Origin of the sequence: Parvibium lacunae, from assembly GCF_003335215.1 — a bacterium.
Classification (GTDB): domain Bacteria; phylum Pseudomonadota; class Gammaproteobacteria; order Burkholderiales; family Burkholderiaceae_D; genus Parvibium; species Parvibium lacunae.
In genome coordinates, this window is record NZ_QPGB01000002.1 from 439,759 (window position 1) to 462,477 (window position 22,719).

Sequence of the window (22,719 nt, forward strand, 5' to 3'; positions counted from 1 at the left end):
ACACCAAGCTGGTGGTCACCCCCTTGGCAACCATGAATTATTGGCAGTAGCCAACATCTCTTGGCGCGCTGTTCTACAATAAGGCCAGCCGCCGTTGAAACCTGAGACTATCTGGAGACCATCATGACCGTACCGTTGTCGAGAGCCGAACTGCTCACCCGTACCAGTACCCATCAAACCAGCCCGGCCTATTCCGTGGCTGCCATTACTGAGCAACTGGAAACGTTACCCGGTTGGTGCTACGAAGCGGGCTTTTTACAGCGAACCTATCGTTTCACCAACTATTACGAAACAATCACGTTTCTGAATGCGTTAGCGTATGTTCTTCATCGCGAAGATCATCATCCTGAGCTGCTCGTCACCTACAATAGTTGCGTTGTCCGCTTCAACACCCATTCAGTAGAGGGCATCTCGATCAATGACTTCATCTGTGCCGCAAAAGCCGATGCGGTGTTCGGACAAACCTACCGCTAACGGTGTCTGCGATGTCTCAAGGCCAAGGTCAGGTTCTGGCTTCCTATGGCCGTCATTATTTGGTTGAGCTGGATACTGGCTCAACCTTAATTTGTTATACACGCGGTAAGCGCAATGATGTCGCGGTTGGAGATCAAGTCACCGTCACGGTCAGCAATGCCTCACAAGGGGTGATTGAGGCTATCCAGCCGCGCGCAAGTTTGCTCTATCGCTCGGATGCCTTTCGCACCAAACTGTTCGCTGCGAATGTGTCGCAACTGTGGATTGTTATTGCCACAGAACCGCATTTCTCCCCTGAGCTGGTGCAACGAGCAATCTTGGCCGCGCAAGCTGCGGCTATTCCTTGTGCGATTATCCTGAATAAAATTGATTTGCCCGCACGTCTCCGTGCTACCCGGGAACAACTGCAAGAACAGGGCATCCCTGCGCTACAGATCCCGGTCTATGAAATCAGTGCCCATGACGCAAAGGCAACGCAAGAACACCTCTTGCCCAAGCTGTACGGCCAGACGACCATGCTGATGGGGCAGTCTGGCATGGGTAAATCAAGCTTACTCAATGCACTGATTCCAGATGCGCAATCACGCACGCAGGCGATCTCAACCGCGCTGCACAGCGGCCGCCACACCACCACGTTTACCCAGTTATATCGGCTTGCTAACTTTCGCTTGATTGATTCGCCGGGCTTCCAGGCATTTGGCTTGGCGCATTTGGATGATGAAGCACGCTTGGCGGCCTTCAGTGAGTTTCATGCCCACATCGCACACTGCCGCTTCTACAACTGCACACACCATGATGAGCCAGGCTGTGGGGTGCGTGCCGCCGTGACCCAAGGCGAAATTAATGCAGCGCGCTATGCCTTGTACCGTCAATTAACCGCCGAATACCAGTCAGCGATCCAGCAACGGCAAGGATGGTAGTCAACAACCCATTCGGGAAGACAACAACGCTCAGGGCGGGCTCAGGAGCTAACTCAGCAAGTGCGCCAGTGACAGTAAACCTAATAGGCAAAGCCACATCACCACCGCCCGCCAGACCAAGCCCACCCCTGTGCGCAAGCTGTAAACGGTGGGCGTAGCGCCCCGCCATACTGGCTCGGGCGGGGAATCGGCCTCACCGATCAAGGTCTCGCCAGCTTCTGCCTTGAGTAGCTGGCCACTGTCAGAAGCCAATTCCAATCCCATCGCCCCGGCCCCCGCCGCCAAGAGAATGCCCCCTGCGTGGGCATTGCTGTATACCGTCGGTGGCGTCACCTGCCCGCTGCGCGGAAAGAGCGTCTCGGCATAGCGAGCTGCTTGGCTTTTCCAGCAATACAGCGCGTCTTCGAAGTTGCCAACAATCGCAAAGGTAAACGCCGAGCTACGTGCAGGTAGCCAGTCAATCCACTCAAACGCATGTGCAGCAAACCGGCCAAATTGCGAAGGTTGCACGAGCGGGGCATGGGGGTCTAATTTCGTCATGTGCGCGCGAGTATTCCAGCGGCGCGCTAAAAACTCGGCTAAACGATACAGCACGGGGCCAATCGGGCCAGGTAACAAAAGAAAACACAACATCACGCCGAGCACGTGGCGGTGCGAGGCTAATAGCGCCTCACGCAGCGCATGGCGGGAAATTTCGTTGGCTGAAAGCATCTCCCAGTCGGATAAAGGCCGCTCCAACTGGACCAGCCAACTCTGCAACTGTTGCCGGGCTGTATCGAGGTCGCCCGCTGTGAGAGCCGTCTGGATGGCACTGTAACGATGACTAAATTGACGAAATCCGAGCGTGAAATAAAGGACAGCCAACGTCCATGCCCATGCCAGCGGAGCCCACAGCCACTCGGCGAGCAAGTAGAGACTGTATGTGGGGATTAGGATCCCGAGCATAAACCACCACCAGGCGACGCGACCATGGCGCATCAAGCCGATATCCATATGCTCTTCGAGCCAATGTGCCAGCCATTCCACACCCCGATAAATCCAGTTGCCTCGGCTGTCTGGCCGCAAGGGATGCCACTGCTCAATCACAAAAGCCAAGATCAATACGAGAAAGCTCATAATCGATCACTCATCTTGGGTCTCCGCAAAGACAACCATCCCGAAAGTAAGGGCCGGCATTATTTGCCTGCCTCACTCGCTGGGGGCCAATAAAAAACGATACAAATTGCGCAACATCGCTGCCGTTGCTCCCCAAATCTGATACTGCCGTACCTCTCCTGGAGTTGGCTGCGGCGACGTCGCTTGCCAAGGTATCACAAAATACTGCCGACTGATCCAATTTGCCGGGTCACGCGGATAGCGAAACTCGGCACGCCGCAACTGATGATGCTGTGGGTTCATGAGATAAGCCAACGGCACCGTAAAGCAATGATCAACTTCACGGGGGTCTGGTCGCAACGGGGGCAAGGTTGTGATGACACCAACAACCGGATGAACCACAAATCCCGTACCAGTGTGATGAATGGGCAACTGCCCGAGGATTTCGACTGCGCTCGCACTTAACCCAATTTCTTCTTCTGCCTCGCGCAGGGCAGCCGCCATTTCCGAGGCGTCATCCGCCTCGACTCGGCCTCCTGGGAAACTAATCTGGCCCGCATGATCGTGTAAATGACTAGCCCGCTGGGTAAAGAGCACATGCAGCCCATCGGCTTGTTGCACGAGCGGCAGTAAAACGGCAGCAGGAACTGGCTCAGCCGCGAAAGGGAGGGCGGCGGGTAAGGACAGCGCCGGTTCTGTTTGCCATAACCCTGAAAGTCGAAAACGTGCGCGTAACGACACCGCATCAAGATGGCTTGGCGCGATCGCGGGTAGCGGCATGCCATGCCTATCGTGGTTATAGTCAGCGGCGGGAATCAGGATGCCGTCACTGGGGTTAAAGAGCTCAGACATGTTTGAGGGCTAACAAACAAAAACACCCCGATTTTAGCCGGGGTGTGATTCGTAACCGTATCGAGTATCGGTTATTCAGCTGCTGCCGCTTTGGCTGCGCGCTGGGGCAGTTTTTCTTTAATACGCGCAGATTTACCAGAACGCTGACGCAGATAGTACAGCTTGGCACGGCGCACATCGCCACGGCGTTTCACTTCGATTGACGCGATTAACGGGGAATAGAGTTGGAAAGTCCGCTCCACACCCTCGCCGGAAGAAATCTTACGCACGATAAAGCTTGAATTCAGGCCACGATTACGGCGTGCAATCACAACCCCTTCATAAGCCTGAACCCGTTTGCGGTTACCTTCCACCACATTAACGTTAACCACCACAGTATCACCGGGGGCAAACTCGGGCACCGACTTGTTCAGACGTGCAATTTCTTCCTGCTCTAAAATTTGGATTAAGTCCATGTTTTCTCTCCAAAACCATCATAGTCAAGATCAGACTCTCACTTGCCAGAGGATGGGTTAACAAAATCAACCCTTACTTAAGGGTTGGGCTTTATGGCACTGCTTTGCAGCGCCAAAAATCGTTCATCCGCCTGTGTTAGCTGCCCCGCTTCACGGGCACGCGCTAAAATATCAGGTCGTTTGGACAGCGTACTGAGTAAGGCCTGCTGACGGCGCCAGCGGGCAATATCAGCATGATTCCCAGACAATAACACCGGCGGCACAGCTTGCCCTGCATAAACTTCTGGACGGGTGTAATGTGGGCAATCCAACAAGCCCCCCGTGGTTACATCGGCAAATGAATCTTGCGCAGCCGATGCGGCATCATTCAATACATCTGGCATTTGGCGAATTAGGGCGTCGAGTAACGCCATTGCCGCAATCTCACCGCCAGACAACACAAAATCGCCCAGGCTGATTTCTTCGTCGACCACCGTATTCAGCAATCGCTCATCCACCCCTTCATAGCGGCCACAGAGTAGAACCAAACTTGGTTCGGCCAACAATGACACGACACGCGCATGATCTAATCGCCGCCCTTGCGGGGATAGATAAATCACTCTTCCGGCGGGAAGGCCAGCCACACGCTGGTCGTGCTGCGCGGCGTCAATCGCCTGCGCCAAGGGTTGTGCCAGCATCACCATGCCCGGCCCACCGCCATAAGGACGATCATCAATGGTCTTATAGCGGTCGCTTGCAAACTGCCTGGGATTCCAAGTCTGTAACTGCCAGATACCTCGTTCATGAGCGCGGCGGGTGACCCCGCATGTCGTTAGCACCCCAAACATCTCTGGGAACAGCGTAATGACATCGTACCGATACGTCATTAGGCTTCCACGGCTGGTTTGCGCACACGCTGCTTGGGCTTAGGGGGCGCGCTATCAGGCTCATCCCACTCAGACTGCCAATCAACCAGCACGTCACCGGCCTGTTGATCAATCTTTACTACATACGCAGAAACAAACGGAATCATACGTTGCACAGAGCGCTGCTGATCTTGTACCACCAAGACATCATGCGCCCCGTTATCAAATACTTCTTGCACTTGGCCTAATACGACCCCTTGCAAGTTACAGACGCGCAATCCCTGCAAATCGAACAAATAGTATTCGTCTTCCGCTGGCGCGGGGAAGGTCGCACGTGACAACCAGATTTCAAGGCCACGGCAAGCTTCTGCAGCGGTTCGATCGGCTACCGTTTCCCACTGTGCAACAATCGCCCCGTTGTGCCATTTTGCTGTATTAACCGCAATGCACTTGGCTGCTTGCTCAGTTTCAGCCGGAAACTTAACCCACCATTCGGTATTGTTCAGCAACGCATCGGCATCGCTAGAGTAGGGGTGGATTTTGAGCCAACCCTTAATCCCGTATGCGGTCGAGACATGCCCAACTAATACCGCATCGCATGGCCACGCTGCCGACATACCGTCGCACCAGTTGAATTGAATTAAGCCGCTTTAGCGTTGAACTCTTTTAACAGGCGAGCCACAGCAGGCGACACTTGAGCGCCATTTTGCTGCCAGTAGGTAACACGATCCATTGCCAAACGCAGTTTCTCGGTGCCTTCTGTAGCAACAGGGTTATAAAAACCCACACGCTCAATAAACTTACCATCGCGGCGGCTGCGCGAATCGGTTGCAACAACATTAAAAAAAGGACGCTTCTTGGCGCCACCGCGTGCTAAACGCAAAATAACCATGGTTATCTCTCGAAAAAAGTCAGCATAACCGCATAATCTCAGCGGGGAACTCGCGATTATATGCTGAATCAACCCTGTTGAGCAAGAGGGGGCGGAGTGGCGCCAACCAGTCTAAGAGGTAACCCGAATAGCTAACCTTGGCCTGGCAGCCTAGGCTAACCAACTCGCGCCCGACGTTTTCGCCAAAACGGGTAACTAAATACGGCCACCAGCAACCCGATAAAAGCAGCATTGCCCCACCCAGCATAAGGAGTCCAACCGGTTCGGCCTTGAACGACTCCTTCCGCCGTAGCGGTAATAAACGGCAAGAGCTTTTTGGTCACTTGGCCATCGGCCTGAATAATCGCCGTCATCCCGGTATTGGTTGCACGTAACATGGGTTTGCGTAATTCCAGCGCACGCATTTGCGAAATCTGCAAATGCTGAGGCAAGGCATAGGTGTCACCAAACCAGGCTAGATTGCTTAAATTGAGTAAAACCGTGGCATGGCGGCCACTCAGGCGTAATTCTTCACCAAACAAATCTTCGTAACATATATTGGTCGCGATGCGCTGTTTAGCCACATTGAAAGGGGGCTGTTGTGGATCGCCACGGCCAAAATCACCCAGCGGCATTTGCATCAGATCGACAAACCAGCGGAAACCCCACGGAATAAATTCGCCAAAGGGCACCAAGTGATGTTTATCGTAGCGAGCATCAAAGCGAACCGTGCCGTTACTTGCCCCGGGGCGGAACAAGACCGCACTATTGGTGTAATACCCCGGTGGCTCTTCGAGGGGAATGCCGGTTATCAAATGACTTTGATAGGCATTGGCAAAGCGCTGCAGACGCCGTTGGTAGTCGATGGGCAAGTCTTGCCAAAACAAAGGAAAGGCAGTTTCTGGCAGCGCAATTAAATCGGCCGGTTTCTCCTCGATCAACCCAAAATAGGTGCCTAATGAAGTATTTAGCCGATCGACACGGAATTTAGTATCTTGGGGAATCCCCCCTTGCAGCAACCGTACCGTTATCGGCGATTCATGGGCTCGGGTCCAAGGAATCCAGTGCAACACGAGGCCAAGCACACCCGTGAGTAACATCATTGCCCCATACCACTGCCGACGCGGATGCGCTGCTGGGTGCTGGCGCGCTTGCCAGTAGAGAGCAAGTAGTGCCGCTAAACTGGCACTCAACCAGGCCAAACCATATACCCCCAGAATTGGGGCATAGCCGCGTAAAGGACCAACCGTGTGTGCATAGCCCGTGTTGAGCCAAGGAAACCCCGTAAACAGAGTGCCGCGTAACCACTCCGTCAGTGCCCATAGAGCACCAAATAAGAGTGCTTGATACGCCACTCCCTGTGAGCCGTGCAAGCGGGCTAAAAAACGTGACCAGAGTGCCGCAAAGAGGGCCGGATAGAGGCTTAAGTAAAGACAAAATAAGAAGGTGGCGGGGGCAGCAATCCACACCGGCATTTGTCCATAGCGGTAAAGACTGATAAAAATCCAGCTCACGCCCGCACCAAACCAAGCCAGACCAAATACCAACCCTAATAGCCAAGGGGGTGGCACAGCTGGAGCCTGATCGCGCGGCTGCAATAGCCAATACAGCCCCCCCAGGCTGAGAGCTTGCAGATACCAAGCCTCAAGCGGCGCGAAACTCGCACTGTGGAGCACCCCCAAGATCAAGGCGCACGCCAGATGAACTAAATAAGTTTGCACAAAATCCTATCGTCTAAACTTGCCTAAATGGTCAGTCAATACTGCGGACCGACGCTCACACTGGCCGTATTGTATGCGATAGCAATGCGCAGATAGACGTGGCGACTTGAGGCGATGCGGGCTTCTTATGCCAGTGGGGGCTCGTTTTCGTCATCCAAGGAGGGGGCGGACCGGGTTTTTTCAGCGAGCAAGAGATGTACTTGTCGCGCATCGGCTCGCAACACTTCAAACTGAATATTGTCGAGTAAGATTTTTTCACCACGACGCGGCACTCGCCCTAAATGATCGCTGATCAACCCACCGACAGTATCTACATCCTCATCGCTGAATTGTGTTCCAAAGGTCTCGTTGAAGTGGGTAATTTCAGTTAAAGCACGAACTCGATAGCGCCCATCACTCGCCAAAAGAATATTGTCAGCTTCTTCATCAAAATCATATTCATCTTCGATGTCGCCGACAATTTGCTCCAGGACATCTTCAATGGTCACCAAACCAGCGACCCCGCCATACTCATCAACCACCAGCGCCATGTGATTGCGGTTAATCCGAAAATCGCGCAACAGTACATTGAGGCGCTTCGACTCGGGAATGAACACTGCCGGACGTAACATACCGCGAATATCAGTCTCTTGATCGATCAGGTAACGCAACAGATCCTTCGCCAATAGAATGCCAATCACTCTATCGCGATTTCCTTCGTAAACCGGAAAGCGAGAGTGTGATGTTTCTAGCACCATCGGCAACCAAGCTTGCGGCTCAGCTTCAATATCAATCATATCCATTTGCGCACGGGGAATCATGATATCCCGTGCTGCTAAATCGGATACCTGCAACACTCCCTCCATCATCGACAGGGCATCAGCATCCAATAAATTACGTTCGTGCGCATGGTGCAAAACTTCCATGAGTTGTTGCCGGTCTTCCGGCTCGCGCATCAGGAAATCGGAAAGGCGCTCCAGTAATGAACGCGCTGCTTGAGGCTTGAGAGGTTTTACGCGACCAGGGGGCGTGGCCTGCGCGGTATCGGTTTGAGGGGTCGGCACACTGCTGTGTGCCGAACTAGGAAGAGGATCAGGCATGATGGCCAAAAAGAGTTGCGATGGCCGAAGGATACACGAAATTAAGCGGTGGCTCTATCTTGACTATCGACCAGCGAGCAACCGATATCCGCACCAACATCCTCACCTCGCATACGGATTGGCGTACCCCAAGCGCGCCAGTAGTTCCACCTCTAGCGCTTCCATGACCTTGGCTTCTTTGGGTTTGATGTGGTCGTAACCCAGGGCATGTAACACGCCATGCACCACCATGTGGGCATAGTGCGCAGCAAGCGGCTTACCTTGCTCACTCGCTTCACTTGCGATAACGGGTGCGCACAAAATAATATCTGCCGTTAAGGATTGGGTAATCGGGTCGAGACCATATTCAAAGGTCAAGACATTCGTTGCATAATTTTTCTGGCGAAAAGACTGGTTCAGACTCGCCCCTTCTTCATGATCAACAATCCGTAAAGTTAGTTCAACCGAATGAGCGCAATTTTCCAGCGCGCAGCGTGCCCAGTGACGCAAGCGAGTGGCGGCTGGCAAACCTTTGCGCGAGAGCCCATACTGCACGGCGATAGACCATGTTTGATGATGCTTGGCCCGCTGAGAAGACATCAGCCGCCTTCAGTTAGATAAATTGCTCAAGCCAGATTGCCAGGCGCTCGGCTGGCCATGGCGCTGCTGCGGTCGTAATAGACCAGGAATACCCTGACGGCTGGGCAGATAGCTGGCAATCAAGGCCGAGACGGCTCAGATAGACAAGCGCCGCAACCCAGCGGGCCTCCTCAAGCGTTGGCGCAATATCGGTTGTCTGGGTAAAAAAGACCACCAGGGCGGCTGGTGTGCGTATTTTTATGTGATTGTCCGTGACCTCAAAGTGGTTAGGGAAGAATGCCGCCAGCGCTTGTTGTAATTCGACCGGGGTTGTTGGTAAATTCTTTTGCTGTAGCGCTTGCAACTCCGCGCTAATCTGCTGTACGAAGTGGCCGCTGCGAGCGGCTTCTTGTGCTAACCAATCCGTATAATTTTGAGCATGCCAACTGGGGGCCAGGGGTTGGACACCTACCTGCTGCGTTAAGCTCAGTAACCATTCCAGCATCGCACCGGGCGTCGTCGCTGCCAGGCCCTGCAAGGTCACATATAAATCAACAATGCGATTGGCAATCAGTTGTTTTTGCTGCACCTGGAGTTTTTCACGCCGTAACAAATCATGATCACGTTGCAAGCGCGCTAAGCTCAGGGCCTGTTTTAATTCCATACGCAACGTGGCGATATCCCAGGGTTTTTGTAAATAGCGATGAATCTGCCCTTGATTCACGGCCTGAATCGTGTCGCTCAATTCAGAATATGCCGTCGTTAGAATTCTGACCTTTGCAGGATAAGCTTGCTTTGCATACTCCAGCAACTCATTGCCATAGGCACCTGGCATCCGTTGGTCACTCACAATCACCAACAGGCTATCGGCATGCGCATCGAGCAAGGTTTTCGCTTCTGCCACACTGGTGGCGGTAATCACGCCAGCTAGCGACTCAACTGCCCGCTGAAAATATTTGATTGCGGTTAATTCATCATCAACAAAGAGAATTTCAGGGAGGGTTTGAACGACGTCACTCATGGCAGCGATTCCTTAATGGCTGGGGTGCTCGGGGGAAGAAAATGAAAAAGGACCGGAAATACCTGGGCTTAAAGCGGCAAAAGCCATGGTCATAATCGTCTGTGAGGCTTTAGACTCTAGCCATAACTGACCGCCGACAGCTTCCATAATATGGCGGGCAAAAACCAAACCACGCCCATGTTCAGCGCTTTCCAGTAACGCTTGCTTGCGTTGTGTGGCTTGGTTTTGAGCGCCGCTACTCGGCACCGCAACGCCCTGTATGGCCTGCTGAAAACGCTGAATAATCGGGGCGGGAATACCTGGGCCATTGTCTTCAATACGAATGAACGGTCGATCAGAGACCCCGACCACAATCTGAATTTTGGCATCAGTCCGGCCTTCTAGGGCCCGAATCGCATTACTCAATATGGATGACACCACCATACCGACGCATTCGGGTAAGCGCAATACTGAAAAATCTTGCTCACAGCGATAATCGAGTTGCTCTCGTTGCCCAGCGGTAAAAGGAAATGCATCTAACACTGCACAGACAATCTGATCTGCAGTTTGCAAATACTGCCGATCGGGTAATTGATGGCTCTTTGCTAATGATTGCCTAAAACTTTCTAGCGTCGCCATGCAATAGCGCGCATTGAGTTCAAGTTGCTCTGCACTATCGGTTAAATTCGGCAGGCCTCCCGGGAGATTTGCCGGGATTGGCAATCCCCCCAATTTTTCAGCTTGCGAATTGAGCCAGCTTTGCCAGCGCGGCAGAGCGGCTGCGTTCAAGGCAATCGAGGCCAGTGGGGTGTTTAACTCATGCATCAGAAAAGCCAAGATCTCCTGTACCATCTGCCAGCGCTGTTGCTGCTGTCGAATTTCCTGAACATGACGTAATGCATTAATCGCGAGCGTTCGCATCGAATCCAGATGCACCGGCTTTTCCACAACGCCAAATAGCTGCGTTGAGGCCATGCATTTCAAGAGCGCCTCTTTATCGGCATAAGCGCTCACCAAAATGTAAGCAAATTGACGCGGAAAACGCCGCTCAACCTCTTGCAAAAACTCGGCGCCAGATTGCCCCGGCATCCGATAATCGGTGATGATCACGGCAAAGTCCGTTGCCCGCTGCTGCAAAATCGCCAACGCGGTTTGCCCTTGCGTAACCGTTTCGACATGGCAGATATCACTTAATAATTTTTCAAGATACTTCCCAGCCAGGGGCTCGTCGTCCAGGTAAAGTATTTTGGGCAATGCGTGCCGGTAATCTAGAGCGGTCATGCTGCCCTCAAGGTCATGGGGTTAGCTTGCGAAGGATCTGGGGACGCTTTGTCTTCAACCACGCGCAAATCAAAATACATTCGGGTCCATTGCCCTTCTTCACTCTCAACCTGTAGCGCCCCGCCATGCTGTTGAATCACGCTGTAGCTCATACTTAAGCCCAAACCCAGGCCCTTACCCACCTCCCGCGTGGTGAAGAATGGCTCGAAAATGCGAGACAGGTTTGCGGGGGCGATACCCGTTCCATTATCAATCACACTTAATTCAAATTGGCGACCCCGATAACGCCCAACGATATCCAATCGTGGGGCTTCACGCTGCGCTTTGCGAATCGCCAGCACCGCGTTACTGATTAAATTGATCAACACCCCAATCACAGCCGTTTCATCGCCATAGACCAGCACATTGTTGGGCATATCTTGCTCAACATGAATCCCTTTCAGCTCATGCCCCATCAGGCGGAGTGCGGATTGAACGCTGCGCTCCAGATAGAAATAATTTGACATGATATCGACATGCTGTGGTCGATAGGCAAAGGTTTTCAGGTCACCAACAATGTGCTGTATTCGCTGTAAACCCTCCAATGCATCCGTTAAACACTCTTTAGCGGTGGGGATGGCCTGAACTTTTTCATCTTCTAACGCCAGCGAAATCGCCATTGAAGAAAAGTTGACGGGGTTGTTTATTTCATGCAATAGCCCTGCCGAAAGCGTTCCTAAGGCTGCCATTTTTTCTTGCTGGAGAAGCTGCCCTTTAACTTCGGCTAAGTCTTTGTTCGCTTTTTCGAGCTCAGTATTCGCCGCTTGCAGCACGCGATTTTTTTCTGCTACCTCAGCGCGCAACGCAAATAGCTGTATGCGAGCACGCTCATTAAAAAAAGCACAAATTGAGCTAACCGCTGTTGTAAATGCCAGCAAAATCGTATTAACCGCAAATTCTCCGACAAACGATAAGCTATTGTCTGCATACAGACACGCCAATACATAGGCAATCAAAGAGAGCAGCCCAAAGACCAGGCTTTGCCATACCTGAAATGGCAGCGTGCCTGAGGCAATAATCGCGAGGCTGAGACCGGCATAGTAGACAGATTGATAACCTTCCGTGACGGCGATCATGCAGGCAATCATGATCTGCGGGAGATATAGCCAACCAAGGGTTAATAACTGAGGGGTATGCTGTCGAGTGGAATATTTCAACGCCACTACAAAACAAACCATTCCACAGGCTGTCAGGCATCGCCATACGGCGAAGGTCCCCATCTGTTCACGGTAAAGTGAAAAGTCCAGAGAAATTCCAAGAAGGACCAGCAGAATGCCAATGTAGGCGCAGTTGATACTAAAACTGACCCGATATTCACGAATTTCGCTGTCGTAGCTGGCTATCTGCATACGCGATCAGTTCACCGTAAATTCACCAAAGACATTAACTCCCGTGTGATCCGCATAGACTTTATGGGTATGGGTATGCTCAGGAATCAAGGTAGACATGCCTTGTTCGTCGCGATAAATGAGATACCACTCAAGCAAGCTTTCCATAACAAACACTTTTTCGGGGTTGTTGCTATGTACATTTGTAAATAAAACTTGCCCGCCAGGCACAGCGCATTTTGTGAAATAGGTCAGTAATTTGTGACACACCTTGTCAGAGAGGTAATCAAACAAACCTGCGCAATAGACAGCATCGTATTCACGTCTTAACTCATGAGGATGTGGACTGCGCTTGAGCAATTGATGAACAGACTCATGCAAGTAACTCACTTTAATTGGGCGACCTGATTTTTGCAGGATGCCAGCCATCGTACTGCGTGTCCATTTAAGCGTCTCTTCACTGAAGTCGAGTAGCTCAAAGTTAAGTAACTCAGGACGGTGATGAGTTTGGATAAAGCGCTGCACCTCAACGGCTGGGCCACACCCCACGTTAAGAATTCTGAGTGGCCGCCCATTTTGCTCTGCTCTAACCGCTAAGCGCTTCAAGAAATCGACCAGAATATCAATCCGGTTACGGTGAGCCTGCGCAACGGCGGCCTGTAAAAAAGCACTGTTGATAATTTGAAAATAGGTGTTTGGCCCCTGCCGAGGATCGGCCAGCAACTGGTTAACCATTTCATAATCACCCGCATAGCCCAGTGGCTTCGTGTAGGTGCGAAATACAAATGGTGCTCTCAGCATCAAAGGATGCAACGCTCCCTGTGAAAACGCATGATGCTGGGAAATCAGTTCTTTCGGGACCTCTCGTGCTTCACCCTCAAGGGCTGACAAAAATGCATTAGTACGTTCGATGAACGGGCTTGCGAGTTCAAAAAAGTAATCTTGTCTTAGTTGATTATTTTCTTTGGGCAAATTATTGGATAAATCAACTTGCTCGACCCAGCGGGCCATATCGCTTAGAAAGGCGCGCAGCTCATTAACAATGAGTTGATATTTAGGTCGAATCTGGAAACCCTCAGACCATTGGCCAATATACTTACGAACCTCTTTCCCCACATTTTCAGCAGACAGCTGATCATCAGCAAGCTCTTGCCATTCATCGATCAAGGTCACCGACACCACCGCGGTTAGGCCGGTGTTTACCATGCTAATGACCACCGCCCGGCCGCAATAAACGGGCTGCTCTTTGATACGGATAGTCAGCTCCGCCAGCACTTCACTCACCTGGACAATCGAGTAGGGGTTATAGACTTCCAGAACCAAGGATTTTCGTTGCAATTGCATCAAGGTCGCGCGAACCGACTCGCCTTGTGAATTGCGAAAAGTAATAAGGGAATCAACCAGCGAACGAGACATAGGAGCCAGCCTAACGAAGGAAGAAGTAAAACGATTAATAGGGTTGCCAGACGGTCGCAACCAAACGGCATAAGCATACGCCGTGGAAAATGTCGTCTCTCATTCAAATCAATTTACTGCGGGCTCTAGTTGGCACTCAATCAGTTTTAACATTTTACCCATCGTTAAGCCGATAGGCGATAGGGCATGTCTATAGGCTGTCTGATTAATGCTGCAAACCTGTCAGGAATGACAGGCCGACTGGATTTAACGGCCACTGTCTAGGCATTGGGCGAGGCTTTGTCCGATTTTTGTCCATGTGCCGCATATGCCTCAACGATACGCGCGACGAGCGGATGGCGCACCACGTCTTGGCTGGTGAATTGGGTAAAGGCAATCCCACGCACTTGGGCCAAGATTGCCTGCGCTTCGATTAACCCACTTTTCATGTGCCGAGGTAAATCAATCTGCGAGATATCGCCTGTCACCACCGCTTTAGAACCAAAGCCAATGCGGGTTAGAAACATTTTCATCTGCTCAGGGGTTGTATTTTGCGCTTCGTCTAATATGACAAAAGCATGATTCAGGGTGCGACCACGCATGTATGCCAGTGGCGCAATTTCAATCGTCTGTTTTTCAAACAGGCGTTGCACGCGGTCAAACCCGAGCAAATCATACAAGGCGTCATATAGTGGGCGTAAATAAGGGTCCACTTTCTGCGCGAGGTCGCCCGGTAGAAAGCCCAAACGCTCCCCCGCTTCTACTGCGGGGCGCGTCAAGACGATTCTTTTTACGCTATCACGCTCCAAGGCATCTACGGCACAAGCCACTGCCAAATACGTTTTACCCGTTCCGGCTGGGCCGATACCAAAAGTAATATCGTGCGCCAGTATTTGCTCAAGATAAGTGCATTGATTCGGGGTGCGCCCTTTCAAATCGGTACGACGGGTACGCAACAACGGGGCGGACGAGGCCGCCGCAGCGGTAATCTGGGGCGTCGGGGCTTCGCCATAAACACCATCAAGCGTTACTCGTACTGGTCGAATCCGCTCTGCCGCTAGGCCGTCAGCCGATAAGTCCGCCATTTGCTGGATTTCCACTAAGCCCAACTGAATATCGTCCACTTCGAGTGAATTCGGGTGCAGCGCTTCAGCGCGACGTGCAAAATAGCTTAAGACACGTTGCGCTTTTTCTGCTTTTTCGCTGGCGCCACTGCATATCACGCGGCTTCCACGACGCGCGAGCGAGACATCCAAGGCATTGGCAATTTGTTTTAAATTTTCATCCAATGGCCCGCACAGGCTTGCCATGATGGTGTTTTTACCCGCGTAACGCCATTCCAATTTAATGTCGGCGAGTAGTGCAGAGGATTTGGTTGTCGACAACGGAGACCCTTATCAAGGTTAAGACGATAGCGCTGCGGTGGCTGCAGCGGCGCTGAAATCAGTCGAATCATTTTCGGCACGCAATAACACCTCGCCGCGCAGGGTATTGGTTAAGGCTTGCGTGATTCGCATGGGCACCATCTGCCCAATCAGGCGGCGTGGGGCCACGAAATTCACGACACGGTTATTCTCTGTACGCCCAGCCAACTCTGCGGGGTTACGGCTCGACAGCCCCTCAACCAACACCCTTTCAACGGTACCGACCATCGCTTGGCTGATACGCTGGGCATTCGCATTAATGTGGGCTTGCAAGCGCTGTAAGCGGGCGAGTTTTTCTGCCGGCGGTGTGTCATCCGGCAAATCTGCAGCTGGCGTGCCAGGGCGCTTGCTGTAGACAAAGCTGAAAGATTGATCGAAATCCAACTCCGCCACGACCTGCATGGTTTTCTCGAAGTCAGCCTCTGTTTCCCCCGGAAACCCAACAATAATATCGGTTGATAATGAGAGTGTCGGGCGAATTGCCCGCAACTTGCGGATGATGCTTTTATACTCCAACACGGTATAGCCGCGTTTCATGGCGGCTAACACACGGTCAGACCCAGCCTGTAATGGCAAATGTAAATGGCCTACGAGCTGGGGAATACGTGCATAGGCGTCAATCAACCTTGGGGTAAATTCTTTTGGGTGCGAGGTCGTAAAACGAATGCGTTCGATTCCAGGCAGCGCCGCAACTAACTCTAGTAACAAGGTAAAGTCTGCTGTATCCCCTTCTGCCGTTGCGCCGAGATAAGCATTCACATTTTGGCCCAACAAGTTCACTTCCTTTACTCCTTGCTGGGTCAGTGCCGTAATCTCTGCCAATACATCTTCCAGGGGCCGCGAGACCTCTTCACCGCGGGTATAGGGCACCACACAATAGCTGCAATATTTGCTGCAACCTTCCATGATCGATACAAAAGCACTTGGCCCCTCCACCCTGGCGGGGGGCAAGTTGTCGAACTTCTCGATTTCAGGAAAGCTGATATCTACCTGCGATTTACCGCTACGGCGCTTTTGTTCGATTAGATCAGGAAGGCGGTGCAAGGTTTGCGGGCCAAACACCACGTCCACATACGGCGCGCGTTGCACGATCACCGCGCCTTCTTGGCTGGCCACGCAGCCACCCACGCCAATCACCAGATCGGGGTTGCGCTGTTTGAGGTGTTTAATGCGGCCCAAATCCGAAAACACCTTCTCTTGCGCTTTTTCGCGCACCGAGCAGGTATTAAACAAAATGAAATCGGCTTCTTCCGGGTTGTCGGTTTTTTCCAGTGGCTCGGTGGCGTTTAAGACATCCACCATTTTGTCCGAGTCGTACTCGTTCATTTGGCAACCAAAGGTTTTGATATAAAGCTTTTTCGTCACAGCAGTAGCAACCTTAAGATAAGTCTTTGAAGCAAAAGCGTATTTTACCTGCTTCATCTCTCTTGTGCTGACTCAATCGCCAGAATCCTCGCGGGAGCCTTATCAGCCACTTGCTTTATGCAGCCAGAAACGAGGCAATGTGTAAGGTCTGCCCGGTTTACTCGACCAATCGGCATCACAATCGCCCTCTGGTAAAAAAGCCCCGGCCATGCAACGCACACAACGATTACGAATTGCCGCCATGCTCATACTTGGTCACGCCTACCTGCCGGCCATAGCGCAGACGAGTGCAGCCTGTGCGAGCAGCAGCCCGCTGCAGCGTGTGCCACTGGTAGAGCTCTATACCTCAGAGGGCTGTAGCAGCTGTCCTCCAGCGGAAGCCTGGCTGGCCGAAGTAGCGCCGCGTTATCGCGGCAAGATCGTTGCGTTGGCCTGGCATGTGGATTACTGGGATCAACTGGGCTGGCGCGACCCCTATGCAAACAAGCGTTTCACCGCGCGCCAACGAGAATTGGCCCAACAGAATCGTTCGCGCTCAATATATACGCCAGGCTTATTCATCAATGGGATTGAGTTTGGCCCTGATGCCAGCCCAGAATCCTTTCACGGATTAATTCAGCGCTGGCAGACCAGAAACAGCGACTACCAACTACACCTTAGCTGGCAAACACCCCATCAAGCTACCATCAAGATTCAGCCTGTAACAACAGGGCAAATCACGCCAAGTAATCCGCCGCTGGTTCACTTAGTTTTATTTCAAAGCGACCTGCAACAAACCATTAGCCAGGGTGAGAACCGTGGCCGCACGCTTACCCATCACTATGTCGTACGACATTGGTTTGAACCACAACGCCTTGAACAGGCCACCTTAACCCGCACCATTCAACTCAATGACGCATTGTTATCGCCGTTAGCGGCAACGACCAGCCCCTATGGCTTAGCCGCGTTTTTACAAGACCCCGTGAGCGGTCAAATTCTACAAAGCTGGTCGCAAACGGTTTGCTCAAGAAAAGGAACTTAATCATGCCACCACTCACCCGTCGCGAGTACTTACAAATGCTGTTGCTAGGAGGCTTAAGCTCCAACGCTTATGCCAATCCAGCACGTCCGGTCGCCAATAAAAAAGAGCCTTATCGATTACTCGGCCAGACGCTGGAAGGAAAGCCCTGGTCACTGCAAGCCCAGCGTAATCAATTTACACTCATTACCTTTTGGGCGACCTGGTGCCCAACCTGTCGCAAAGAATTGCCCCTACTACGCAGTTTTTATGAAGACAATCAGCGCAAGGGTTTTAACCTGTTGGCGATAAGCCTGGATGAACGACGCGAAGATGTGGCCGCCTATCAACAAGTGCTGTTTCAAGTCATTCCGGCATCACAGCGCTTTCCGATTATGTGGCGCAAAGAATGGGGGCATCAAGATACGTTCGGGCCGATTACAGGCACGCCCAGTCACTTTATGTTCCGCAAAGACGGTAGCTTGTTTCGCTTTCGCCAAGGCGCTTTGCAACCGGAAGATTGGGATGATTTTTGGACAGAAATGAACAGCTAGTCAGGCAACTGTTCAGCGCTTAAGGGGTTGGCGCTTAAGGAGTTGGATTTTGGGTGGGGCACATTATCGCTTTTCGAGGAATCAGCCATGTTGAGTTCGCGTTTCTTGCAGTCAGGGGATCAGTCATGCAGGGTTCGTCTGCCGCCACAGCGGCGCATTTATCATGCGCTATTCACAGCGATTTGTTGCACACTCTTGACAACATTTGCAAGTGCGGCACCCTTCAAGACATCGCTTTCCCTCAATGATCAGGCCGTATTGGCGCAACAACAGGGTCAGCTCAAGCGTGCCCGTCTGCTGTTTGAGCGTGCCGCAGCCGCTGGTGAGGCCCTGGCTGCTTATAACTTGGCGATTATGCGCTTGCAAGGCGAGGGGGGCACCAAACAGCGTCAGCAGGGTTGGCAAATGCTGGAAGCCCTTGCTGCAACGGAATTAGGTCAACCCACGCAACTCGCTCAATTTGCCCTGGGCCGACTCTACGAAAATGGCCGCTATGGCCGACAGTCATCTCTGCAGGCGTTGGAATATTACCGACAAGCAGCACGACAAGGCCATGTTGAAGCGCAGGTGAGTGTGGCGCTATTATATTTTTCGGGTGCCCCTGCACGGGGCGAAATCCCTGGCATTCCCGAGGATCTGCGTCTGGCCGCGTATTGGTTTGAACAAGCAGCACAGCAAGGTGACGTCGCTGCCCAATATATTTTAGCCAGTATGTATGAGCATGGACATGGGGTTACCGGTAATCTCACAGCAGCCTATCGCTGGTATCATGCTGCCGCCTTGCAAGGCGATGTGGCGGCTATTGCCAAACTCCAACGCTTAGCCGTGAGTGAGCGCACAGCTTCCCATTAAGCCAGCCCCCTAAAACCCCACCGCCTGCCCATCCCGTCGGCTATCGCTTGCGGCCACATAGCCTGCTGGAGTTTTCCAGATGAACTGACCCGAACCAAAATCCATATACGGATCGACCACATCCACTACTTGATGGCCGCGTGCTTTTAAACCCGCTACCAGTTCAGCGGACATCGTATTTTCTAACTCTAGCAGGGCGTTGGGGCTGTCTTTTTGCCAGACCCCGCAGTTCACTTTCCAGCGCGGTGCATCACAAGCGGCTTGTGGGTTTTGTCCGTAATCTAACATCCGCACCAGCGTTTGCACATGGCCTTGGGGTTGCATGTTCGCACCCATCACACCAAAGCTCATCACGGGCGCGCCGTTCTGGGTTAAGAAGCCGGGAATGATGGTGTGGAAAGGCCGCTTGCCGGGGGCAACGACATTCGGGGAAGCGGCATCGAATGAAAACGCGTGGCCGCGATTTTGCAAACTCACGCCCGTACCCGGTACAACCACACCGGAGCCAAAGCCCATGTAGTTAGATTGAATCAAGCTGACCATGCGGCCCTGCTCATCCGCCGTGGTAAGATAAATCGTGCCGCCTTGCGGGGGCAAACCAGGACGATAATTTTGTGCCCGATTCACATCCAGCAATTTTGCCCGCTCAGCCAGGTAGCTGGGGTCGAGCAACTGTTGGGGGGTGATGCGCATGGCTTCCGGCGCGGCGACGTAGTGATACACGTCTTCAAAGGCCAGCTTCATCGCTTCAATCTGCAAGTGCTGGCACGCCACGCTATCTGGCGCATATTGGCGCAAATCGACATGATTCAAAATACCCAGTGCAATCAGTGCCGCGATGCCCTGCCCATTCGGTGGGATTTCGTGCACGGTGTAGCCGCGATAGTTTTGGCTAATGGGCGTGACCCATTCGGGTTGATACTGCCGCAAATCATCCACGCTTAAAGCCGCGCCATGGGCTTGGGCATGGGCCACCAGCTTCTCAGCAATTTCACCTTCGTAAAAGGCGCGGCCCTGGGTTTGGGCGATGAGCCGCAGGGTACGCCCGGCATCGGGCATGGCAAATAACTCGCCCACTTCCGGCGCACGGCCATGCGGCATGAAAGTTTGTGCAAACCCCGGCTGGTCTTGCAACAGCGGCACTTGTCCCGCCCACTTGTATTGCACGTTCGGCGAAACCGCATAGCCGCGCTCAGCCAACTCAACAGCGGGTTGCAGTAAGGTATCCAGCGGCAAACTGCCATAGCGCCCGTGCAGCGCCATCCACCCCGCCACCATGCCAGGCACCGTGACGGTATCCCAACCCCGGATCGGCTTGCGCGCAGGGTCTAGCGAGTATTTACGTTCAAAGTAGTTCAAATGCCATGCCGCTGGCGCGGTGCCGGAGGCATTGAGACCTTGCAGGGTTTGTCCATCCCACACAATCGCGAACAGATCGCTGCCTAAGCCGTTGGACACTGGCTCGGTGATGGTGATGGCCGCAGCGGCGGCAATCGCCGCATCTATCGCGTTACCGCCTTGTTGCAACATACGTAAGCCGGCTTGCGCGGCCAGTGGCTGCGAAGTTGCGACGACATTAGGCGCAAAAATCGGGGTGCGGGCAGTAGGATAGGGAAAGTGCCAGTCAAATCTCATCGGCGGCTCCTGCAATCATCGTTAAGTAGATTCATGTTGGCGATCGCCATCATCATAGCCGAAGTGTTTTCTGGGTGATATTAGGGATTATGTGTAAAAATGGCAGAAGTGTTTAACTTCTCTCGATACGCTTATGTCTCATACGCCACTGCCGGCCGCCGCCCTCGCCCAACTCTTTACTACCGCCCGCACCCATAGTCACTGGCTGGACCGCCCGGTGAGCACAGCCACGCTGGAAGCGTTATATGAACTCTGGCAGTTTGGCCCAACCAGCGCGAATTGCTCACCCGCACGGATTGTTTTTGTGCAATCTGCCGCCGCCAAAGAAAAACTGCGGCCAGCCCTGGCGCAGGGGAATGTCGAAAAAACCATGCAAGCCCCTGTCACGGCCATTATTGGCATGGATTTGCAATTTTATGAACAGCTTCCCCAGCTCTTCCCCCATGCCGATGCGCGTAGCTGGTTTACGGGTAATGATGCGATCATTCATGCCACTGCATTTCGCAATAGCAGCTTGCAAGGGGCCTATCTGATGCTGGCAGCACGGGCGCTGGGCCTAGACTGTGGCCCCATGAGTGGCTTTGACGCTGCACAGGTCGAAGCCGCCTTTTTTCCTGATCGCTCAATCAAGGTAAATTTTTTGTGTAATTTGGGTTATGGCGATGCCAGCCACTTACACGAGCGCTTGCCGAAATTATCTTTTTCTCATGTTTGCCGCATCGTTTAACGATTGGGATCAAGGCAGTCTAGCTTTACTCGGTTAACGGATTGCGCTTGTGAACCTTAACAGCGCAGCTTAGCGTTCACGTTAAAATCGTTTGATATAAGGTGCCTAGGGCTTGCCCCATATTTTCCAGTGAATACGCTTGCGCCAACTGGGCGGCGCGCAGCCCCCGGTTCGTCAAAGTATCGCGTGACAGGCTGGCTGCGAGAAATAAGGCTTGTGTTAAAGCAGCCTGATCCAGTGCCGGCACAATCCACCCGATATCTGGTGTCAGCACTTCGGCAGCACCACAGGTCTGAGTTGTAATTACCGGCAAACCACAAGCCATTGCCTCTAGCGCAGCATTGGGAAAAGGGTCATACAGAGTCGGTAACACAAAACAATCCGCCAACTGATACCAAGCACGCACATTTGCTTGCGGCCCCAGCAGATGAATTTGCGCCTGCTCACGGGCACGCTGTTGATATTGTTTGAACTGCCGATCTTGCCCTATCACAATCAAGTGTGCATGCGGCGGCAAGGCGGGCCAGACTGTCATGAGACGTCCAACGCCCTTGCGTGCGTAACCGGAACCCACAAATAAAAAGACATGCGCCTCGGGCGGGATATTGAGCGCCGTCAAGTACTGCTGTCGCAATGCCGCTTTTTGTGCAGGCGATATCGGGTAAAAAACGTTGCTGTCAATCCCGTTCCGAATCAAGGGTAATTGCGCCAAGGGCAAACCAAAACGTTGTTGAATATCGCGTTGCACGAGCTGGGAATTACAGATTACAGCGCGCAGGGTGGGATGGGTAAACAGTGCCCTCTCGGTTTTCACCAGATAATGGTGAAAGGGATTGAGCTGCTGCGACCACAGACGGCGCTTACCCGCGGCTTCCGCACAGAGCTCAAGCCAAGTGGCATGTACACCATCCCCTGCCCGATAAAGGTCAAAACCGGGAATACGCTCATGTGTTTGTACCAGTGCCGGGGGCTGGCGGTTGACGGCCGCATGAACCGCCTCAGCAAATTTTTTTTCCCGCCCAACTTTGGTCAGGTAACGCGGCTGGCACAGAACGATACGATCTGGCGTTGGCTCTTGCTTATCGACGGCTGGCGCATCAGGCGCAGGGGCCCACTCACGGGTATAGAGCGCTACCCGATGACCAATCCCATGCAAGGCCAAAATGGTCCGCTGAATGATGCGCTCTGCGCCGCCAAACGGGTTGTACCGTTGCCGGACCAAGCCGATGTAGGGCGCGTCACTTGTCGCCAC

The 22,719-nt window shown here is 52.8% G+C and carries 23 protein-coding genes; 6 read left to right on the forward strand and 17 right to left on the reverse strand.

Annotated elements, in window-relative coordinates:
- Positions 1–123: 123 nt before the first annotated feature.
- Both DU000_RS06205 and rsgA read left to right on the forward strand, forming a co-directional pair.
- Entirely contained in the window at positions 124–474 is a 351-nt protein-coding gene (locus DU000_RS06205; RefSeq protein ID WP_114402487.1) for a 4a-hydroxytetrahydrobiopterin dehydratase, read from the forward strand.
- 11 nt (positions 475–485) lie between these two features.
- The gene (rsgA, locus tag DU000_RS06210; RefSeq protein WP_114402488.1) at positions 486–1,394 is read left to right on the forward strand and encodes a ribosome small subunit-dependent GTPase A; all 909 of its coding nucleotides are present in this window, start codon (positions 486–488) and stop codon (positions 1,392–1,394) included.
- Positions 1,395–1,442: 48 nt separating this feature from the next.
- Here the strand turns inward: rsgA and DU000_RS06215 are convergent, their stop codons facing one another.
- From DU000_RS06215 to miaB, 15 genes are all read right to left on the reverse strand, one after another.
- Complete coding sequence (locus DU000_RS06215; protein ID WP_114402489.1) at positions 1,443–2,510, reverse strand: cobalamin biosynthesis protein; 1,068 nt, start codon at positions 2,508–2,510, stop codon at positions 1,443–1,445.
- Between the two features lie 72 nt (positions 2,511–2,582).
- Positions 2,583–3,341, reverse strand: a complete 759-nt coding sequence (locus DU000_RS06220) for an NUDIX hydrolase (protein WP_240001818.1) — start codon at positions 3,339–3,341, stop codon at positions 2,583–2,585.
- A 71-nt stretch (positions 3,342–3,412) separates the two neighbouring features.
- On the reverse strand, positions 3,413–3,796 hold the full coding sequence (gene rplS, locus DU000_RS06225; RefSeq protein ID WP_114402490.1) for a 50S ribosomal protein L19: 384 nt from the start codon (positions 3,794–3,796) through the stop codon (positions 3,413–3,415).
- A gap of 77 nt (positions 3,797–3,873) precedes the next feature.
- Positions 3,874–4,662 carry a tRNA (guanosine(37)-N1)-methyltransferase TrmD gene (trmD, locus tag DU000_RS06230; RefSeq protein ID WP_114402491.1) on the reverse strand — a complete coding sequence of 263 codons (789 nt, stop codon included), beginning with the start codon at positions 4,660–4,662 and terminating at the stop codon, positions 3,874–3,876.
- On the reverse strand, positions 4,662–5,258 hold the full coding sequence (rimM, locus tag DU000_RS06235) for a ribosome maturation factor RimM (protein WP_114402492.1): 597 nt from the start codon (positions 5,256–5,258) through the stop codon (positions 4,662–4,664). Before rimM ends, trmD begins: the two co-directional genes overlap by 1 nt.
- A gap of 23 nt (positions 5,259–5,281) precedes the next feature.
- The gene (rpsP, locus tag DU000_RS06240; protein ID WP_114402493.1) at positions 5,282–5,533 is read right to left on the reverse strand and encodes a 30S ribosomal protein S16; all 252 of its coding nucleotides are present in this window, start codon (positions 5,531–5,533) and stop codon (positions 5,282–5,284) included.
- A 155-nt stretch (positions 5,534–5,688) separates the two neighbouring features.
- Positions 5,689–7,233 carry an apolipoprotein N-acyltransferase gene (lnt, locus tag DU000_RS06245; RefSeq protein ID WP_114402494.1) on the reverse strand — a complete coding sequence of 515 codons (1,545 nt, stop codon included), beginning with the start codon at positions 7,231–7,233 and terminating at the stop codon, positions 5,689–5,691.
- 125 nt (positions 7,234–7,358) lie between these two features.
- On the reverse strand, positions 7,359–8,312 hold the full coding sequence (locus DU000_RS06250) for an HlyC/CorC family transporter (protein WP_114402495.1): 954 nt from the start codon (positions 8,310–8,312) through the stop codon (positions 7,359–7,361).
- A 102-nt stretch (positions 8,313–8,414) separates the two neighbouring features.
- Complete coding sequence (ybeY, locus tag DU000_RS06255; RefSeq protein WP_114402496.1) at positions 8,415–8,891, reverse strand: rRNA maturation RNase YbeY; 477 nt, start codon at positions 8,889–8,891, stop codon at positions 8,415–8,417.
- Positions 8,892–8,904: 13 nt separating this feature from the next.
- The gene (locus DU000_RS06260; protein ID WP_114402497.1) at positions 8,905–9,891 is read right to left on the reverse strand and encodes a response regulator; all 987 of its coding nucleotides are present in this window, start codon (positions 9,889–9,891) and stop codon (positions 8,905–8,907) included.
- Between the two features lie 12 nt (positions 9,892–9,903).
- Positions 9,904–11,151 (reverse strand): hybrid sensor histidine kinase/response regulator, encoded by a 1,248-nt coding sequence (locus DU000_RS06265; protein WP_114402498.1) that lies wholly within the window; start codon positions 11,149–11,151, stop codon positions 9,904–9,906.
- Positions 11,148–12,539: a sensor histidine kinase gene (locus tag DU000_RS06270; RefSeq protein ID WP_114402499.1), complete on the reverse strand. Its 1,392-nt coding sequence runs from the start codon at positions 12,537–12,539 to the stop codon at positions 11,148–11,150. Before DU000_RS06270 ends, DU000_RS06265 begins: the two co-directional genes overlap by 4 nt.
- A gap of 6 nt (positions 12,540–12,545) precedes the next feature.
- Positions 12,546–13,934 (reverse strand): class I SAM-dependent methyltransferase, encoded by a 1,389-nt coding sequence (locus DU000_RS06275; RefSeq protein WP_114402500.1) that lies wholly within the window; start codon positions 13,932–13,934, stop codon positions 12,546–12,548.
- 260 nt (positions 13,935–14,194) lie between these two features.
- Positions 14,195–15,298 (reverse strand): PhoH family protein, encoded by a 1,104-nt coding sequence (locus tag DU000_RS06280; RefSeq protein ID WP_240001819.1) that lies wholly within the window; start codon positions 15,296–15,298, stop codon positions 14,195–14,197.
- A gap of 18 nt (positions 15,299–15,316) precedes the next feature.
- On the reverse strand, positions 15,317–16,702 hold the full coding sequence (gene miaB / locus DU000_RS06285; protein ID WP_114402794.1) for a tRNA (N6-isopentenyl adenosine(37)-C2)-methylthiotransferase MiaB: 1,386 nt from the start codon (positions 16,700–16,702) through the stop codon (positions 15,317–15,319).
- Positions 16,703–16,910: 208 nt separating this feature from the next.
- Here miaB and DU000_RS06290 point away from each other — a divergent pair, with 208 nt between their 5' ends.
- The 3 genes from DU000_RS06290 to DU000_RS06300 all read left to right on the forward strand — a co-directional run bounded on the left by DU000_RS06290 (position 16,911) and on the right by DU000_RS06300 (position 19,105).
- Positions 16,911–17,723: a DUF1223 domain-containing protein gene (locus tag DU000_RS06290; RefSeq protein WP_114402501.1), complete on the forward strand. Its 813-nt coding sequence runs from the start codon at positions 16,911–16,913 to the stop codon at positions 17,721–17,723.
- A gap of 2 nt (positions 17,724–17,725) precedes the next feature.
- Complete coding sequence (locus DU000_RS06295; protein WP_114402502.1) at positions 17,726–18,253, forward strand: TlpA family protein disulfide reductase; 528 nt, start codon at positions 17,726–17,728, stop codon at positions 18,251–18,253.
- Between the two features lie 195 nt (positions 18,254–18,448).
- Complete coding sequence (locus DU000_RS06300) at positions 18,449–19,105, forward strand: tetratricopeptide repeat protein (RefSeq protein WP_158529646.1); 657 nt, start codon at positions 18,449–18,451, stop codon at positions 19,103–19,105.
- A gap of 9 nt (positions 19,106–19,114) precedes the next feature.
- Here the strand turns inward: DU000_RS06300 and DU000_RS06305 are convergent, their stop codons facing one another.
- Positions 19,115–20,740 carry a gamma-glutamyltransferase family protein gene (locus tag DU000_RS06305; protein WP_114402504.1) on the reverse strand — a complete coding sequence of 542 codons (1,626 nt, stop codon included), beginning with the start codon at positions 20,738–20,740 and terminating at the stop codon, positions 19,115–19,117.
- Positions 20,741–20,873: 133 nt separating this feature from the next.
- On the opposite strand from DU000_RS06305, the gene DU000_RS06310 reads away from it, so the two are divergent.
- Positions 20,874–21,467 carry a malonic semialdehyde reductase gene (locus DU000_RS06310; protein WP_114402505.1) on the forward strand — a complete coding sequence of 198 codons (594 nt, stop codon included), beginning with the start codon at positions 20,874–20,876 and terminating at the stop codon, positions 21,465–21,467.
- Positions 21,468–21,543: 76 nt separating this feature from the next.
- Here the strand turns inward: DU000_RS06310 and DU000_RS06315 are convergent, their stop codons facing one another.
- Positions 21,544–22,719 (reverse strand): glycosyltransferase family 4 protein, encoded by a 1,176-nt coding sequence (locus DU000_RS06315; protein ID WP_158529647.1) that lies wholly within the window; start codon positions 22,717–22,719, stop codon positions 21,544–21,546.